Here is a 16125-nt window from a genome sequence, read left to right as displayed (position 1 = left end):
TCTGATTCGGAATGGAGCATTCTAACGGTTTCACCTGCCGCGCCGATGACCTGGCGCAAGATTCCGCGCGATTCCGGCCTCAAGAAATACCGCAGGGCGCCGTTAACCGCGCCCCGGCGAGGATGCCGCGCGCGCCGGCCGTCAGCGCTGCATCGACTCCCACACCTTCTGCAGCCGCTTGACCGACATCGGTACCGGCGTGCGCAGCTCCTGCGCGAAGAGCGCCACGCGCAGTTCCTCCAGCATCCAGCGGAACTCGTCGAGCCTGGCGTCTTCCACGCCGCGCCCTTGCGCACGCAACTGCTTTTCGGCACGCTGCCACTGCTGCTGCAGCGGCGCCATTTCCTGCATGCGCTGGCCATCGCGCGCCGGATCGCCCTTGATCTTGTCGACACGCATGGCGATACCCTTCAGGTAGCGCGGATAGTGCACCAGCTGGGCATAGGGCGTGTCGATGACGAACTGCTTGCCCATCAGCCGCCCGAGCTGCCCTTCCATGTCCGCGTAGGCGGCGGCGAAGGACTTGGCCTGCAGCAGCTTGCGCGGCAGCCCCGCATACTCGGCCAGCACCGCGCCGACCAGCCGCGCGATCTCCTGCGCGAGCAGGGACAGGCGCGCCCTGCCCTCGTCCTTGCGCGCGGCGAACTCCTCCGCGTTGCGCGGCAGCGGCTCCTGCAGGCAGGCACGCTCCAGCGCCAGCGCCACGATCTGGTCGCGCAGCATTTCCTGCGTGCCCAGGTTCATGTACTGCATCGCCATCTGCTGCAGCCCCGGGATGTTCTTCTCGACGAACTTGACCTGCTCGCGCAGCTGCAGCGCGAACAGGCGGCGCAATCCGGTGCGGTGGATGCGCGCCGCTTCCTGCGGATCGTCGAACACTTCGATGTCGCAGTGGCTGCCGCGGTCGACCAGCGCCGGATAGCCGAACAGCGTCTGGTTGCCCTTGCGCACCTCCAGCAGCTCCGGCAGCTCGCCGAACGACCAGGCCGTCAGCCGCTCGTACTGTCCGGCCGGCACCGCGGCGGCACCACTGCCGCCGGCCGCCTGCGCCTGACCCGCGCCGCGCGCGGCCAGGCTCTGGAACGACTGCTGCGCCTGCCCGCCGAGTTCGGCGCGCAGTTGCGCCAGGTTGCGCCCCATCTCCAGTTGGCGGCCGTGCTCGTCGACCACCTTGAAATTCATGAAGTGGTGAGCGGACAAGGTCTCGAGCTTGAAGTCGGCACGCTTGACCATGGTGCCGGTCTGCTCGCGGATATCGGCGATCAGCACGTCCACCAGCTCGCCTTCGCCGAAGGGACGGCGCTCGACGAAGCCGGCCGCGTAGTCGGGCAGCGGCACGCAGTGGCGGCGCAGCTTCTGCGGCAGCGACTTCAGCAGCAGGTGCACCTTCTCCTTGATCATGCCCGGCACCAGCCATTCGCAGCGCTCGGGGCGGATCTGGTTGAGGGCATACAGCGGCACCGCCAGCGTCACGCCGTCGCGATGGCTGCCCGGCTCGAAATGGTAGGTCAGCGCCATGTCGACGCCGGCCACGCTCAGCACCTTGGGAAACAGCTCGGTGGTGATGCCAGCCGCTTCGTGCCGCATCAGCTCGTCGCGATTCAGGTAGAGCAGCTTGCGGTCGTCGGCGGCGGCCTGCTTGTACCACTGCTCGAAGCTGGCCTGCTGGTGGATGTCGGCGGGGATGGCGCGATCGTAGAAAGCGTAGATCAGTTCATCGTCGACCAGCACGTCCTGCCGGCGCGACTTGTGTTCGAGGTTCTCGATCTCGCGCACCAGGCGCTGGTTGTGCGCGAAGAACGCCAGCCGGGTGTCCAGCTCGCCGTCGACCAGCGCACGCCGGATGAAAATCTCGCGCGCCTCGGCCGGATTCATCGGCCCGTAATGCACGCGCCGGTGCTGGTAGACCACCAGGCCGTACAGGGTGGCGCGCTCCAGCGCCAGCACCTGGCCGGCCTTTTTCTCCCAGTGCGGGTCGCTCCAGCTCACCTTGAGCAGGTGGCCGCCGACCTGCTCCAGCCACTCTGGCTCGATGCGTGCCAGCGTGCGCGCGAACAGCCTGCTGGTCTCGACCAGCTCTGCCGCCATGATCCAGCGCCCCACCTTGCGCGCGATAAAGGAACCCGGCCACAGGTGGAACTTGATGCCGCGGGCGCCCAGGTACTCGCGGCCGCGTCCGTCGGCCTCTTCCAGCTTGCAGCCGATATTGCCCAGCAGGCCGGTCAGCAGGGCCTTGTGCATCTGTTCGAAGGTCGGCTCGCTGTCGTTCAAGCGCCAGCCCTGCTCGGTCACGGTGGTCAGCAGTTGCGAATGCACGTCGCGCCATTCGCGCAGGCGCACGTGGGAGAGGAAATGCGCGCGGCACTGCTCCTGCAACTGTCGGTTGGTCTTCTTGTGCGCAACCGCCTCCTCGAACCACTTCCACATGCGCACCCAGCCGAGGAACTCCGACTTCTCGTCGACGAACTTGCGGTGGGCCTGGTCGGCCGCCTCCTGGGCTTCTTGCGGGCGTTCGCGCGGATCCTGCACCGACAGCGCGCTGGCGATCACCAGCACCTCGCGCAGGCACTGGTGGTCGCGCGCGGCCAGGATCATGCGGCCCACGCGCGGGTCCAGCGGCAGCTTGGCAAGCTGGCGCCCGACGGGCGTCAGCTCGTAGCTGTCGCCCTTGTTGTCGATCGCGCCCAGCTCCTGCAGCAGCTGGTAGCCGTCGGCGATGGCTCGGCCGAGCGGCGGCTCGATGAAGGGGAATGACTCGATCGCGGTCAGGCGCAAGGCCTTCATGCGCAGGATCACCGCGGCCAGCGACGAGCGCAGGATCTCGGGATCGGTGAAGCGCGGGCGGCCGGCGAAATCCGATTCCTCATAGAGCCGGATGCAGACGCCGTCCGCGACCCGGCCGCAGCGGCCGGCGCGCTGGTTGGCCGCCGCCTGCGAGATCGACTCGATCTGCAACTGCTCGACCTTGTTGCGATAGGAGTAGCGCTTGACGCGCGCCAGGCCGGTATCGACCACGTAGCGGATACCGGGCACGGTCAGCGAGGTTTCCGCCACATTGGTGGCCAGCACGATGCGGCGTGCGTTGGAGGGCCGGAACACCCGCTCCTGCTCCTGCACCGACAGCCGCGCAAACAGCGGCAGGATCTCCGTGTGCGGTGGATGGTGCTTGCGCAGCGCCTCCGCCGTCTCGCGGATCTCGCGTTCGCCCGGCAGGAACACCAGCACATCGCCCGCCCCCAGCCGGCACAGCTCGTCGACGGCATCGACGATGCCGTCGTACAGGTCGCGCTCGCGCGCGGCAGCGGCCTTGTGCGGGTCGCCTGCCGTGCCCGGCGTGCCCGGCGCATCCTGCTGGATAGGCCGGTAGCGCACCTCCACCGGGTACAGGCGGCCGCTGACCTCGATCACCGGCGCCGGCTTTCCCTGCAGGGTGAAGTGCTCGGCAAAGCGCTGTGCGTCGATGGTGGCCGAGGTGATGATGACCTTCAGGTCCGGCCGCCGCGGCAGGATCTGCCTCAGGTAGCCGATCAGGAAATCGATGTTGAGGCTGCGTTCGTGCGCCTCATCGATGATGATCGTGTCATAGGCGCGCAGCAGCGGATCGTTCTGCGTCTCGGCCAGCAGGATACCGTCGGTCATCAGTTTGACCGAGGCGCCGGGCGACATGGTGTCGTTGAAGCGCACCTGGTAGCCGACGTGCTCGCCGATCGGCGTACCCAGCTCCTGGGCGATGCGCTTGGCGGTGGAGGTGGCCGCGATGCGGCGCGGCTGGGTATGGCCGATCAGGCCGCCACTGCCGTCCGCGCCCGGACCGCGCCCGATCGACAGGCAGATCTTGGGCAACTGCGTGGTCTTGCCCGAGCCGGTCTCGCCCGACACCACCACCACCTGGTGCGCGCGCAGCGCCGCGGCGATCTCTTCCCGCCGCGCCGAAACCGGCAGCGCCTCGGGGAACGTGATCTCCGGCAGCGGATTGGCCGGGCGGCGCGGCCGTGGGGTCCGTGGGGGACGCTCGGCATCGCCCTGGCGCGGGCGCGCGCCGCGCTGCGCGCGGCCGTCCGGTGCCGGCCCGCCGGCACGCACCGGCGCAGCGGCGTCGGCCGCGCCGACGGCGGTCCGGCGCGGGGGCTGCGGGCCGTTCGGGCTGGCGGACTGAGGGCCGGGACGGGGCGCCGGGCGGGACCTGGCCGGCGCGGCGTGCTGCCGCTCCGGCGGCAGCGGCTTGACGGGACGTTGTTCTGACATTGGGCGGGATTATAATCCGCCGGATGAACGCCAGAACCGACACGCCGCAGCCGGCGCCCCAGCCCGCCGAGCCGGCCGAACCCCAGCCCGCGCCCCCCGCCACCCCGGCCGACGCCGCCCCTGCCGCGCCCCTCGAGCGCGGGGCCCCGGCGCCGAGCCACCAGCAGTTCGTCGACTGGCTGCGAGCGGTGGCGCCCTATATCCACGCCTTCCGCGGCAAGACCTTCGTGATCGCCTTCGGCGGCGAGCTGGTCAAGGCGGGCTGCCTGGACGCCCTGGTCAACGACGTCGCGCTGCTGCACGCGATGGGCATGCATGTCGTGCTGGTGCATGGCTCGCGCCCACAGGTGCAGGAACAGCTGGCGTTGCGCCAGGTGGAATCCGAGTTCGTCGATGGCGTGCGCATCACCGACAATGCCGCCATCGAATGCGCCAAGGAGGCGGCCGGCGAATTGCGCCTGGACATCGAGGCCGCCTTCAGCCGCGGCCTGCCCAACACGCCGATGGCGGGCGCCCAGCTCTCCGTGGTATCGGGCAACTTCGTCACGGCGCGGCCGCTCGGCATCGTCAACGGCGTCGACTTCCAGCACACCGGCCTGGTGCGCAAGGTGGACGCGGAGTCGGTGCAGATGTCCCTGCATCACGGCAAGGTCGTGCTGCTGTCGCCGCTGGGCTTCTCGCCTACCGGCCAGGCCTTCAACCTGTCGATGGAAGACGTGGCCAGCGCCACCGCCAGCGCGCTGAAGGCCGACAAGCTGATCTTCATCACCGAGGTGCCCGGCGTACCCGACCCGGTCGGCAAGCTGATCCCCGAACTGTCACTGCGCACGGCGGTGGAACGGCTGCAGAACAACCACCTGCCGCGCGACGTGGCCTACTACCTCGAGCACCTGGTGAAGGCGCTCAAGGGTGGCGTGCCGCGCGCCCACCTGATCCCCTACGCGCTCGACGGCTCGGTGCTGCTGGAGCTGTTCCTGCACGATGGCGTCGGCACCATGGTCTCCGATACCGACCTGGAAAGCCTGCGCGAGGCCACGCTGGATGACGTCGGCGGCATCGTGCAGCTGATCGCGCCGCTGGAAGCCGACGGCACGCTGGTGCCGCGCGGACGCCACCTGATCGAGCGCGACATCGCCAACTTCAGCGTGATCGAACACGATGGCGTGCTGTTCGGCTGCGCCGCGCTCTACCCCTACCCGCGCGAGGGCATGGCGGAAATGGCCTGCCTGACGGTCTCGTCCGAGGCACAGGGCACCGGCGACGGCGAGCGCATCCTCAAGCGCATCGAGCGGCGCGCACGCGCGCTCGGCCTCGACCGGCTGTTCGTACTGACGACGCGCACCGAGCACTGGTTCCTCAAGCGCGGCTTCGTGCACGCCACCGTGGACGACCTGCCGGAAGACAAGCGCAAGCTGTACAACTGGCAGCGCAAGTCCATGGTGCTGCTGAAGAAGCTCTGAAGACACACTGAAGACGCTGCGCGCGATAGGGGCGTGGGCACCGGGTCGCCCGCGCTTCGCTACAATAGCGCCACCCACGCACGGCACGCCGCCCGCCGCCCCGGCGCCGGCGGCGCGTCCCGACAATCGCACCGCACAAAATTCCAAGGAGTCTCCATGGCCCGCATGGTCCACTGCGTCAAGCTGAACAAGGAAGCCGAAGGCCTCGACTTCCCGCCGCTGCCCGGCGAACTGGGCAAGAAGATCTGGCAGAACGTGTCGAAGGAAGCCTGGGCCGGCTGGCTCAAGCACCAGACCATGCTGATCAACGAGAACCGCCTCAACATGGCCGACACGCGCGCACGCCAGTATCTGCTCAAGCAGACCGAGAAGTATTTCTTCGGCGAAGGCGCCGACCAGGCCGCCGGCTACGTGCCGCCGCAGAGCTGAGCGCCGCACATCGACCGTGATGCGGCCGTGATGCGGCCATGACGCAAAAGGGTGCCGAGGCACCCTTTTTTGTTTGCCAAGTTCCGCCCGCCTGTTACGCTGGCCGCCGGCCTTTGCTACGATGCGTCCACATCCGCACGGCGCGCCATCCGGCCCGCCCCTGCATCACCCCTGCATCACCCCTGCATCACCCCTGCATCTGCGGCCAGCCTGCCGCCCAGGCAGCCGCCATGGCAACGGCGCAGCCTGAAGCAAATCGAAGCAGAACGACAACCCCGGGCAGAGGAGGAGAGGAGATGGACCGCAAGATGACGCAGTACGCCGGCGCGCTGGCATTGGCCGGCCTGGCGCTGGCTTCCGGCACGGCGCTGGCCCAGGCCGGCGGCCTGACGCGCACCCTGGTCTCGCGCGAGGACACCTCGGTGCCAGGCCGCGAGGCCGTGGTGGCGAAGGTGGAGGTGGCGCCGGGCGCTCATGCCGGGCGCCATACGCATCCCGGCGACGAAATCAGCTACGTGACCGAGGGCGAGGCCGAGTTGCTGGTGGACGGCCAGCCGCCGCGCCGGATCAAGGCGGGAGAAGCCTTCGTGGTACCGGCCGGCGTGGTCCACGACGCGCACAATCCCGGCGCTACGCCGGTCCGGCTGGTCGGCGTCTATGTGGTGGAGAAGGGCAAGCCACTGGCCAGCCCGGCTCCCTGAACGGGCCGGCACGCAGGCCGGCCCCGACGGCATCAGAAGTCGGTGCGCCGCACGCCGTCCTGCGTGCCGAGCAGCAGCACGTCCGCCCCGCGCAGGGCGAACAGGCCGACCGTGACCACGCCAGGCAGTTGGTTGATGTCGGCTTCCATGCCCTTGGGATCGGTGATGCGCAGTCCGGCCACGTCCAGGATCACATTACCATTGTCGGTCTTGTAGATCCCGCCTTCCTTGGTCATGCGCAGCTTGGGCTGGCCGCCCAGCGCCGCCAGCCGGCGCGCGACGGCCGCACGTGCCATCGGCACCACCTCGACCGGCAGCGGGAACGCCCCCATGGCCTCGACCAGCTTGCTGCCGTCGGCGATGCAGACGAAGCGTGCCGCGACCGAGGCCACGATCTTCTCGCGCGTCAGCGCGCCGCCGCCGCCCTTGATCATGGCGCCGCTGGCGTCGATTTCGTCGGCGCCGTCGACATAGACGGGAATCTCGTCCACTTCGTTCAGGTCCAGCACGGTGAAACCATGCTGCTGCAGACGGCGCGTCGATGCCTCGGAGCTCGATACGGCACCCGCGAAGCGGTCCTTGAAAGCCGCCACGGCATCGATGAAGAGGTTGGCGGTCGAGCCGGTGCCGACGCCGAGCACCGCGCCCTGCGGTACTTCCTGCTTCACGTAGTCGGCGGCAGCCTGGGCGACCAGCGCCTTGAGTTCGTCCTGATTCATGACAGAGCCAGTGGATGCATTGGATGGAAACCCCGTAGTGTAGCGGATCGCACCGGGCGGTCCTGCACGCCGGAAGCCACGGGTACAATGGCCGCAAGGGGTGCCGCCCTGCGCGCCCTCCCCCATCCTCCTCTCTGCCGGGCCGTGCCGCCACCGGCGGCGGCGCCCGCGCAGGCCAGCAATGGACCGATCATGAACCAGCTCGCGCAACTGAAGCAGTTCACCACGGTGGTCGCCGACACCGGCGACTTCCAGCTGATGAAGCAGTACACGCCACAGGACGCCACCACCAATCCTTCGCTGATCCTGAAGGCCGTGCAGAAGCCTGACTACCGCCCGCTGCTCGAACAGGCCGTGCGCGACCATGGCGCCGCCGGCACCGATGCGGTGATGGATGCGCTGCTGATCGCCTTCGGCTGCGAGATCCTGGCGATCGTGCCGGGACGTGTCTCGACCGAGGTCGACGCGCGCCTGTCCTTCGACACGGAGGCCACGGTCGCCAAGGCACGCCACCTGATCGCCCTCTATGAGCGGCGCGGCGTCGCGCGCGAGCGCGTGCTGATCAAGATCGCCTCGACCTGGGAGGGCATCCGCGCCGCCGCCGTGCTCCAGCGCGAGGGTATCCGCTGCAATATGACCTTGCTGTTTTCCCTGGCCCAGGCTGTGGCTTGTGCCGAGGCCGGCGCGCAACTGATATCGCCCTTCGTCGGCCGCATTCTCGACTGGCACAAGAAGCAGGCCGGCGACAAATGGGACGCCGTCGCCAACGCCGGCGACAACGACCCGGGCGTGCGCTCGGTGCGCCAGATCTACGAGTACTACAAGAAGTTCGGCCACGCCACCGAGGTGATGGGCGCCAGCTTCCGCAGCACCGGGCAGATCCTGGCCTTGGCCGGCTGCGACCTGCTGACCATCAGTCCCGAGCTGCTCGAACAGCTTGCCGCCGGCGAGGGCGCAGTCGAGCGCAAGCTTTCCGTCGAGCAGGCACAGTCCGCCAATGTGGCGCGCGTGGCCAGCGACGAGCCGGACTTCCGCTGGCAACTGAACGAAGACGCGATGGCCACCGAGAAGCTGGCCGAAGGCATCCGCCTGTTCGCCGCCGATGCGGTCAAGCTGGAAACGCTGATCGCCGCCTGAGCCCGGCCAGCGACGGGCGCTTGACGCCAGCGCCCGTCGCCTCTAGCATCTTTGCTGGCCTGTCCGCCCTTAAGTCCGCCCTTAAGTCCTCCCTGAAGCGCCTGAAGCGCGGCGGAGGCCATCCGGAACACCGAACTTCCCATGACACCACGCACCCGCCTGCCGCAAGCCGTATGCCCCGACCATCGGGCGCACGGCTTCGCACGCACCGCGCGCACTGGTGTCGTCGCATCTGTCGCGCCTCCCCCGGCGTCCCCGCCGTGCGGCGTGGTCGCCGCGGTCGTCAGCCCGCCGGCCACGGCCGTCGTGCTCGGCTGATCCTCTCAGCCCTTTTCCGCTCCAGCCTGCCCTGATCCGCCGGTCGTGCCGACCGGGGCGCCGCTTTGCGCGCGGCTGGAGCCTGTTGTTGCCTCGACAGGTGCAAACCCATGAAATCCAATGGAAGTCTGTGGACCGCCTATGGTCCGACCACCCTCTTCGTGCTGCTTTGGGGTAGCGGCGCGATCTTCTCCCGCTGGGGCCTGGACCACGCCAGCCCCTTCGTCCTGCTGTCGCTGCGCTTCGCGCTGGCCGGCGGCTCGCTCGCCGCGCTCGGCCTGTTGCGCGGCGAGGAATGGCTGCCGGCGCCGGGCACACGCCTGCGCGTCGCGCTGATCGGCTTGCCGCTGATCGGCGGTTACACGGCATGCTATTTCCTCGCGCTGGCACATGGCATCACACCCGGGGTACTGGCCACGGTCTGTGGCGCCCAGCCCATCCTGACGCTGGCCTGGCTGGAACCCGGCGCGCATCCGCGCCGGCGGTCCGGCCTGGCGCTGGCACTGGGCGGCCTGGCACTGGTGGTCGGCCAGGGCATCGCGGCGGCACACTTTTCCGCTGCCGGCATGCTGTCCGCCCTGGGCGCGCTCGCCTGCATGACGGTCGGCGCGATCCTGCAGAAAGGCATCGCACAAACACCGGCTCAGGTCCTGCCGCTGCAATATGGCATCAGCCTGCTGCTGTGCCTGGCACTGCTGCCGGCACAGCCGGTGGCACTGGAGCCCGGCATCGGGCTGCTGCTGCCGCTGCTCTGGCTGGGCCTGGTGATCTCGGTCGGCGCGCAGCTGCTGCTCTACCGCATGATCCGGGGCGGCAACCTCGTCAATGTCACCAGCCTGTTCTACCTGGTGCCCGGCGTCACCGCCGCCATGGATTTCCTGCTGCTGGGCAACCGCATGTCGGCGTCCAGCCTGGCAGGCATGGCCATCATCCTGTGCGGACTCTACCTGGTGATGCGCGCCCCGGTGGCGGTGGCTCGCTGAATCCGGACAGGACGGCGCCTCAGGCGCCGTCCTGCCGGACCAGCAGCGGCAGGCAGGCCCCGGCCGGCGCGCGCAGCACCAGGTCGGCGGTCTCGTCCAGTGCGGAAGGCTGGGGATTGATCACGATCACTCGCGCCCCTTCGTCCTTGGCGATGCCGGGCAACGCAGCCGCCGGATAGACCAGGCCCGAGGTACCGACCACCAGGCACAGGTCGCAATGCTGTGCCGCCTGCTCGGCGCGGAAGCGCGCCACGCGCGGCAGGTCCTCGCCGAACCAGACCACACCTGGTCGCAGCATGGCGCCGCAGGTGCCGCAGCGCGGCGGCTCGCCCGGCACCGCCGTGGCGATGTCGCAGCGGCCGCAGCCGTCCAGCCACTTGTCGGCGAACAAGCTGCCGTGCAGTTCCACCACGTCCTGGCTGCCGGCGCGCTGGTGCAGGCCATCCACGTTCTGCGTGACCAGCGTCAGCGTCTTGCGGCCGGCCAGCTCCGCCAGGGCCGCGTGGCCCGGGTTTGGCTGCGCAGCAGCCACCATTTCGCGGCGATGCTGGTACCACTTCCAGACCATGCCCGGATGGCGGCGGTATGCCGCAGCACTGGCCAGCTCCTCAGGATCGTAGCGCGCCCACAGCCCTGTCAGCGCGTCGCGGAAGGTCGGCACGCCGGACTCGGCCGAGATGCCGGCACCGGTCAGGACGAAGATGTCCCGGGCTGCAGCGACCCATGCGCGCGCGGTCTGCACCTGCTGCGGATCCAGTAATTCCTTTGTTTCACTCATGACTTCTCCCGCGCCCGCCTCCGGTGCGCCGCGATGCCGGCGCCGCCGCGGACGGCATGCCCGCGATTCTAGTCCACTGCATCAGAGAAAACGCACCCGGGCGCGCAGCCGAGCGGCAGTGCCTCCAGGTCGCAGGCTAGGCGCAAAGCGCAGCCATGGCACGGCTATGGCGAGCATTTGCAACGACGCATGTGGCCTGGACGCGCTGTCGAACGGGGGGGCTTTTCGAATGACGCAATGGACCAGTGCCCTGCACCACCAATGCGTCGACTCAGGGCACCAGCCGCCCGCCCGGCTCGCCCTGGCGCACCGTGTCCGTCCACGGGCTGGACTCGTACAGGGTCAAGGGCAGCGAGCCCTCTGCGCGCACCATCGGCCTGCCGCCCCATTCGCGGTAGCGGATCGTATTGCGGCCCGCGTGCTTGGCCTCATACAGCAAGGCATCCGCTGCGGCTACCAGGGAAGCTTCCGTCACCGACTCGCCAACGGTGGCGAAATTCACCGCGAGCACACCGAAACTGGCCGTCGCAGCGATAGCCAGCCCGGCGTTGTCCACCTCGGGCCTGCCGGCGATCGCGGCACGCAGCCGCTCCGCCACCGCGAGAGCGCCATCCAGGTCGGTCTGCGGCAGCACCACCAGGAACTCCTCGCCGCCGAAGCGCACCACGCTGTCGACATGGTCACGCGAGGCGCTGCGCAACTGGGCGGCGACCCGCTGCAGCACCACATCGCCGGCCTGGTGGCCGTAGGTGTCGTTGATCGACTTGAGGCGATCGATGTCGCAGACCATCAGCGTCAGCCAATGCCGGAAGCGGCGTGCCCTGGCGATCTCCATCGGCAGCAGTGTCTGGTGCAGGTGGCGCCGGTTGAAGCAGGCGGTCAGGGGGTCGTGCACGGACAGCTGCTGCAGGTCCATCAGGACGCGGTACTCATCGCGCCAGAGCCGATGATAGCGGCGCGCCGCCACGATGCCGAAGCTGTTGACGAGCAGCAGCAGCATCGCCATGGTCTGCGCATCGGATGGCTCGAGCTTGCCGATGCGCACGGCAAGCAGGATGAACGCCGCGGTCGCGGCGAGCGCGATACCTTGCGCGATCCAAAGCCGGTTGGGAATGAACACGTAGACCACGATCAGCATGATGCACAGCGACATCGCGTGCCACGGGATTTCGTGCGGCCGGAACCAGACGATCAGCATGAAGGTGGACATGCCGACGATCTCGGCAATGCTCGCCGCGAACCAGACCGTGTTGACGGACTCGGGCTGCTGGCGCACCAGGTGCAGGCCCAGCACCGCCGTGACCGCGACCAGCGTGCGCGCGGCGAGCAGGCAGAGCGCTGCGCGGCCTTGCCCCAGGACCGCTACGTCCGTCAACGAAAATGCGACGTAGAAAAGCGAGCAGAACAGCAGCGTGAGGCGCAGCGACGCCTGGGTGCGGCTGAGATGGTGCAGCTGAAAATCCCGCTCGGTTTCAGGCTGCGTGAATTCGACGCGCAGCCGGTCTAGTGCAAGTTCGGTACGGACTTCCGGATTCAAGGTGAGTGGCGCAGCGATTGGGATGGCGCGAATGTATTACAAAATCACCGATCCCGCCCTGCCTTTTGGCCGATGCGATCAAAAAGTCAGCGCAAATGCGTCACTATGTCCGGATTTCTGAGAGTTTTTGTCGGGATTTCCCGCATTTGCGCGATGGCTGCCCGCCTGCGGCAAGCATCCGGCCGGGCAGAGCATGCCGCCCGGTACCGTCGACGCAGCCCCAGGCCCGTTGCGCAGCGGCAGGGGCCCTGGGACAAGATCCAGAAACGAAAGGAGGGAGCGATAGAGAAGGAAAGCAGCAAGCCCGGCCGGATGCGCGAACTCTGTCAGCCCGCCAGCACGCGGCGCTGGCGCACGGCCTCGTACAGGCAGACGCCGCTGGCCACGGAAACGTTCAGGCTCTCGACACCGCCGGCCATCGGGATGCCGACCAGTTCGTCGCAGGTCTCACGCGTGAGGCGGCGCATGCCCTCCCCTTCGGCCCCCATCACCAGCGCCATCGGCCCCTTCAGGTCGACATCGTAGAGCGTCTTGTCGACGCCGTCCGCGGTGCCGACCACCCAGATGCCGCGTTCCTGCAGTTCGCGCAGGGTGCGCGCCAGATTGGTCACCGTGATGTAGGGCACGGTCTCGGCCGCGCCGCTGGCGACCTTGGCCACGGTGGCGTTGACGCCGACGCTGCGGTCCTTGGGCGCGATCACGGCGTGCGCGCCGGCCCCGTCGGCCACGCGCAGGCAGGCACCCAGGTTGTGCGGGTCGGTGACGCCGTCGAGCACCAGCAGCAGCGGCGGGCCTTCGATGCCGTCTAGCAGTTCATCGATGGTCAGCGCCAGCGATGCCTCCTCGGCGCGTGCCACCACGCCCTGGTGGCGGTCGGTGCCGGCCAGGCCGCGCAGGCGCTCGGCATCGACCGGATGCAGGCGCACCCCCAGGCTCTCGGCCAGGCGGATGAAGTCCTGCATGCGGCGATCGCGGCGCGCCGACTCGACATAGACATCGGTGACACCGGCCGCGTTCTGGCGCAGCCGGGCGGTGACGGCATGGAAGCCGATCAGAAGTTTGTGTTTAGCCATGGCGCGATTGTACCCGCCCGGCCGGCCGGGCCCGGCGGGAACCGGGCGTCGGGGGCCGGAAGGCAAGCGGCAGGAACACCGGGCTCAGCGCTTGCGCGCGGGGCGGCCGCTCTTGCCGGCAGGCTTGGGACGCGGCTTGGCGCCCTTGCGCGGCGTGGCGAGGTGCTGCGGCTTGGGCTTGGCGGCACGCTTGGCGGGCTTGCCCGCCGGCACGTGCGCCTTGCCGGGTGCCTTGGCTGGCATGATCACGGCCTCGAACACTGGCTGTTCCTCGATCACGCGGTCCAACGTTTCGTCGAAGGACTCTTCCGGCTTGGAGGTGCCGCCAAGCAGGGCTGCCAGTTGCTTGCCGCGCTTGCGCGCCGGCTGGGCGTGCGCGGCCGGCACGTGGGGGGCAGTCTCCGATGCAGGCGGGCGGCCGCCGCGCAACGCCTTGGCAGAGGGTTCCTGCACCAGGCCGAAGTCGATCTTGCGCGCGTCCAGGTCGACGCGCAGCACCTGCACGCGTACGCGGTCGGTCAGGCGGTAGCGGATCCCGGTACGCTCGCCGCGCAGTTCGTTGCGCGCCTCGTCGTACTGGAAATAGTCGCTGCCCAGCTCGCTCACATGGATCAGGCCCTCGACGTACAGCTCGTCGAGCTGCACGAAGATGCCGAAGGAGGTCACGGCGCTGACGGTGCCGGCGAACTCATTGCCCAGCTTGTCGCGCATGAAGTAGCACTTGAGCCAGGCCTCGACATCGCGCGAAGCCTCGTCCGCGCGGCGCTCGTTGGCCGAGCAGTGCAGGCCCAGCTCGTCCCAGATCGCCTCGTTGCGGCGCGCGCGCGCGGCCACCCGTTCGGCCTTCTGCTCCGCATCCTTGGCCTGCAGGCGGCGCGCCTTGGGTGCGATCGCGGTATTGAGCACGACGCCGTCGGCATAGGCCGGCTGATACTTGGTATGGGCCAGCACCGCCTTGATGGCGCGGTGCACCAGCAGGTCCGGATAGCGCCGGATCGGGCTGGTGAAGTGCGTGTAGGCGGAATAGGACAGGCCGAAGTGGCCGATATTGTCCGGGCTGTAGACAGCCTGCTGCATCGAGCGCAGCAGCATGGTCTGCAGCATCGGCGCATCGGGACGCGACTTGATCTTGTCCATCACCTCGGCATAGTCCGAGGCCTGCGGCTTGTCCCCGCCGCCCAGGCTGAGGCCGGCGGTCTTGAGGAACTCGCGCAGCAGCTTCAGTTTTTCCTCGCTCGGGCCCGCATGCACGCGGTAGAGCGCAGGGTGGCCGAAGCGTTCGAGGAAGTCGGCCGCGCACACGTTGGCGGCCAGCATGCACTCCTCGATCAGGCGGTGCGCATCGTTGCGGGTACGCGGCAGGATCTGCTCGATCTTGCCCTGCGCATTGCAGACGATATAGGTCTCGGTGGTGTCGAAGTCGATCGCACCGCGCGCGCGCCGGGACTTGAGCAGCACCTGGAACAGCTCGTACAGGTCCTGCAGCTGGGGCACCAGCTCGACGCGCTTGTGGGCTTCGGGCCCCTTGGTGTTCGACAGCACGGCCCAGACCTCGTTGTAGGTCAGGCGCGCGGCCGAGTGCATCACCGCGGGATAGAACTGGTAGGCCTTGATCTCGCCCTTGGCGGTGATGACCGCGTCGCACACCATGCACAGGCGGTCCACCTGCGGGTTCAGGGAGCACAGGCCGTTGGACAGCTTCTCCGGCAGCATCGGGATCACGCGGCGCGGGAAGTAGACCGAGGTGGCGCGGTCGAGCGCGTCGGTGTCGAGCGGCGTGCCGGGGCGCACGTAGTGCGACACGTCGGCGATCGCCACGATCAGGCGCCAGCCCTTGCTGCGGCCGATCTTGACCGGTTCGCAATAGACCGCGTCATCGAAATCGCGTGCGTCCTCGCCGTCGATGGTGACCAGCGGCACGTCGCGCAGGTCGATGCGGTGCTGCAGGTCGGACGGCTGCACCGTGTCGGGCAACGCGGCCGCCTCGGCCGCGGCTGCAGCGGAGAAGGCATGCGGCACGCCGTACTTGCGCACGGCGATTTCGATCTCCATGCCCGGGTCGTCGATGTCGCCCAGCACCTCGACCACGCGCCCCACCGGCTGCACGTAGCGGTCCGGGTATTCGACGATCTCGACGCTGACCACCTGCCCCACCTTGGCCTTGCCCTGCGCGTTGGGCGGGATCAGGATGTCCTGGCTGATGCGCTTGTCCTCCGGCGCCACCACCAGCACGCCGCCCTCGCTGAGCAGGCGGCCGATCACGCGCCGGTTGGCGCGCTCCAGGATCTCGACGATCTGGCCTTCCGGACGACCGCGCCGGTCGTAGCCGACCACGCGCACCTGCGCGCGATCGTTGTGCATGGCCTTCTGCAGTTCGCGCTCGGGCAGGAAGATATCGTCGTCGCCGTCGTCGCGGATCAGGAAGCCGAAGCCGTCGCGGTGGCCTTGCACGCGCCCGGTGACGAAGTTCGGCTGGTGGGCCAGCTCGTAGCGGCCCTTGCGGTTCAATTCGACCTGCCCGTCGCGCTCCATGGCGGCGAGCCGTTTCTGGAAGCCGTCATGCTCCTTGCGCGTGACGGCCAGAGCCTTGGCGATATCCCCCGCCGACAGCGGCGAGCCGGAAGTTCTCAGCACGCCCAGGATTTCTTCCCGGCTGGGGATCGGATAGTTGTTCTGATTCAATTTCTTCAAAGAATGATTTGACAAACGCTTTGCGCTCTCTATAATGAGCGCTTCGGTTGTTTC

At 68.6% G+C, this 16125-nt stretch carries 11 protein-coding genes; 5 read left to right on the top strand and 6 right to left on the bottom strand.

Annotated elements, in window-relative coordinates; genetic code table 11:
- Positions 1–141 precede the first annotated feature (141 nt).
- The gene (hrpA, locus tag BKK79_RS18350) at positions 142–4245 is read right to left on the bottom strand and encodes an ATP-dependent RNA helicase HrpA (RefSeq protein WP_071038196.1); all 4104 of its coding nucleotides are present in this window, start codon (positions 4243–4245) and stop codon (positions 142–144) included.
- 23 nt (positions 4246–4268) lie between these two features.
- On the opposite strand from hrpA, the gene argA reads away from it, so the two are divergent.
- The 3 genes from argA to BKK79_RS18335 all read left to right on the top strand — a co-directional run bounded on the left by argA (position 4269) and on the right by BKK79_RS18335 (position 6835).
- Positions 4269–5705 carry an amino-acid N-acetyltransferase gene (gene argA, locus BKK79_RS18345; RefSeq protein ID WP_071038195.1) on the top strand — a complete coding sequence of 479 codons (1437 nt, stop codon included), beginning with the start codon at positions 4269–4271 and terminating at the stop codon, positions 5703–5705.
- A gap of 156 nt (positions 5706–5861) precedes the next feature.
- On the top strand, positions 5862–6134 hold the full coding sequence (locus BKK79_RS18340; RefSeq protein WP_071013883.1) for an oxidative damage protection protein: 273 nt from the start codon (positions 5862–5864) through the stop codon (positions 6132–6134).
- Between the two features lie 296 nt (positions 6135–6430).
- On the top strand, positions 6431–6835 hold the full coding sequence (locus tag BKK79_RS18335) for a cupin domain-containing protein (RefSeq protein ID WP_071038194.1): 405 nt from the start codon (positions 6431–6433) through the stop codon (positions 6833–6835).
- 32 nt (positions 6836–6867) lie between these two features.
- On the opposite strand, the gene rpiA is transcribed toward BKK79_RS18335, so the two are convergent.
- The gene (gene rpiA / locus BKK79_RS18330) at positions 6868–7554 is read right to left on the bottom strand and encodes a ribose-5-phosphate isomerase RpiA (RefSeq protein ID WP_071013888.1); all 687 of its coding nucleotides are present in this window, start codon (positions 7552–7554) and stop codon (positions 6868–6870) included.
- Positions 7555–7746: 192 nt separating this feature from the next.
- Between rpiA and tal the strand changes: the two genes are divergently transcribed.
- Positions 7747–8691: a transaldolase gene (tal, locus tag BKK79_RS18325; RefSeq protein ID WP_071038193.1), complete on the top strand. Its 945-nt coding sequence runs from the start codon at positions 7747–7749 to the stop codon at positions 8689–8691.
- 428 nt (positions 8692–9119) lie between these two features.
- Entirely contained in the window at positions 9120–9992 is an 873-nt protein-coding gene (locus BKK79_RS18320; protein ID WP_071038192.1) for a DMT family transporter, read from the top strand.
- 19 nt (positions 9993–10011) lie between these two features.
- Here the strand turns inward: BKK79_RS18320 and BKK79_RS18315 are convergent, their stop codons facing one another.
- From BKK79_RS18315 to rnr, 4 genes are all read right to left on the bottom strand, one after another.
- Complete coding sequence (locus tag BKK79_RS18315; RefSeq protein WP_071013896.1) at positions 10012–10770, bottom strand: SIR2 family NAD-dependent protein deacylase; 759 nt, start codon at positions 10768–10770, stop codon at positions 10012–10014.
- Between the two features lie 271 nt (positions 10771–11041).
- Positions 11042–12307 carry a GGDEF domain-containing protein gene (locus tag BKK79_RS18310; RefSeq protein WP_071038191.1) on the bottom strand — a complete coding sequence of 422 codons (1266 nt, stop codon included), beginning with the start codon at positions 12305–12307 and terminating at the stop codon, positions 11042–11044.
- 326 nt (positions 12308–12633) lie between these two features.
- Positions 12634–13380, bottom strand: coding sequence for a 23S rRNA (guanosine(2251)-2'-O)-methyltransferase RlmB (gene rlmB / locus BKK79_RS18305; protein WP_071013901.1), 747 nt, complete (start codon positions 13378–13380; stop codon positions 12634–12636).
- 84 nt (positions 13381–13464) lie between these two features.
- Positions 13465–16062 carry a ribonuclease R gene (rnr, locus tag BKK79_RS18300; protein ID WP_071013904.1) on the bottom strand — a complete coding sequence of 866 codons (2598 nt, stop codon included), beginning with the start codon at positions 16060–16062 and terminating at the stop codon, positions 13465–13467.
- Between the last annotated feature and the right edge of the window lie 63 nt (positions 16063–16125).

Source organism: Cupriavidus sp. USMAA2-4 (assembly GCF_001854305.1).
Classification (GTDB): domain Bacteria; phylum Pseudomonadota; class Gammaproteobacteria; order Burkholderiales; family Burkholderiaceae; genus Cupriavidus; species Cupriavidus malaysiensis.
This window is presented reverse-complemented; position numbering and strand designations above follow the sequence as displayed.

What these genes read in the sequence shown, in the direction of transcription:
- hrpA (WP_071038196.1), bottom strand. Translation starts at nt 4,245, where the DNA reads ATGTCAGAACAACGTCCCGTCAAGCCGCTGCCGCCGGAGCGGCAGCAC.
- argA (WP_071038195.1), top strand. Translation starts at nt 4,269, where the DNA reads ATGAACGCCAGAACCGACACGCCGCAGCCGGCGCCCCAGCCCGCCGAG.
- BKK79_RS18340 (WP_071013883.1), top strand. Translation starts at nt 5,862, where the DNA reads ATGGCCCGCATGGTCCACTGCGTCAAGCTGAACAAGGAAGCCGAAGGC.
- BKK79_RS18335 (WP_071038194.1), top strand. Translation starts at nt 6,431, where the DNA reads ATGGACCGCAAGATGACGCAGTACGCCGGCGCGCTGGCATTGGCCGGC.
- rpiA (WP_071013888.1), bottom strand. Translation starts at nt 7,554, where the DNA reads ATGAATCAGGACGAACTCAAGGCGCTGGTCGCCCAGGCTGCCGCCGAC.
- tal (WP_071038193.1), top strand. Translation starts at nt 7,747, where the DNA reads ATGAACCAGCTCGCGCAACTGAAGCAGTTCACCACGGTGGTCGCCGAC.
- BKK79_RS18320 (WP_071038192.1), top strand. Translation starts at nt 9,120, where the DNA reads ATGAAATCCAATGGAAGTCTGTGGACCGCCTATGGTCCGACCACCCTC.
- BKK79_RS18315 (WP_071013896.1), bottom strand. Translation starts at nt 10,770, where the DNA reads ATGAGTGAAACAAAGGAATTACTGGATCCGCAGCAGGTGCAGACCGCG.
- rlmB (WP_071013901.1), bottom strand. Translation starts at nt 13,380, where the DNA reads ATGGCTAAACACAAACTTCTGATCGGCTTCCATGCCGTCACCGCCCGG.